The organism is Streptomyces sp. NRRL WC-3549 (assembly GCF_000721935.1).
GTDB lineage: Bacteria > Actinomycetota > Actinomycetes > Streptomycetales > Streptomycetaceae > Streptomyces.
In genome coordinates, this window is sequence record NZ_KL585421.1 from 23,042 (window position 1) to 23,557 (window position 516).

Genomic DNA, 516 nt, shown 5'->3' on the forward strand with positions numbered 1-516 from the left:
GCCGGCCACGACGCCGTCGCCGAAGCCGCCGTGGTCGGTTTCCCGGACCCCCGCCTCGGTGAGGTCGGGCGCGCGTACGTGACGATCCGTCCCGGCGCCGAAGCCGCTCCGGACGATCTCGTCGGCCACTGCCGCGAGCGGCTCGCCAACTTCAAGGTCCCCCGCGCGGTCGTCGTCCTCGGGGCCCTTCCACGCAACGCCACCGGAAAGGTGGACAAGGTCGCTCTGCGGACGGTCTGACCGAGACTTCGCACGGTACAACGGTATGGAGGACGGACCACGGGCAACGAGGTTCTGGAGTTGGTGCGGGCCCTGCTGCCGGCCACCGGGAAGAGGGCTGTCGCCACGGACGAGGGGCGGCGGATACCGGATGCCACGGTCGAGGAGCTGGCCCGGGCAGGCGTGTTCCGGATGCTGCAGCCCGCCCGGTACGGCGGCCTGGAGAGCGACCCCGTCGACTTCTACCAGGTGGTGCGGGCGATCTCCGCGGTGTGCTGCTCCACCGGCTGGGTGGCG

The 516-nt window shown here is 71.9% G+C and carries 2 protein-coding genes; both read left to right on the forward strand.

The annotated features are described in order from the left end of the window. The coding region (locus IH13_RS0125410) for an AMP-binding enzyme (protein ID WP_031088203.1) at nucleotides 1-240 on the forward strand (240 nt) is incomplete at its 5' end. 63 nt (nucleotides 241-303) lie between these two features. Continuing rightward, on the forward strand, nucleotides 304-516 hold a 213-nt coding region (locus IH13_RS0125415), incomplete at its 3' end, for an acyl-CoA dehydrogenase family protein (protein WP_234433386.1).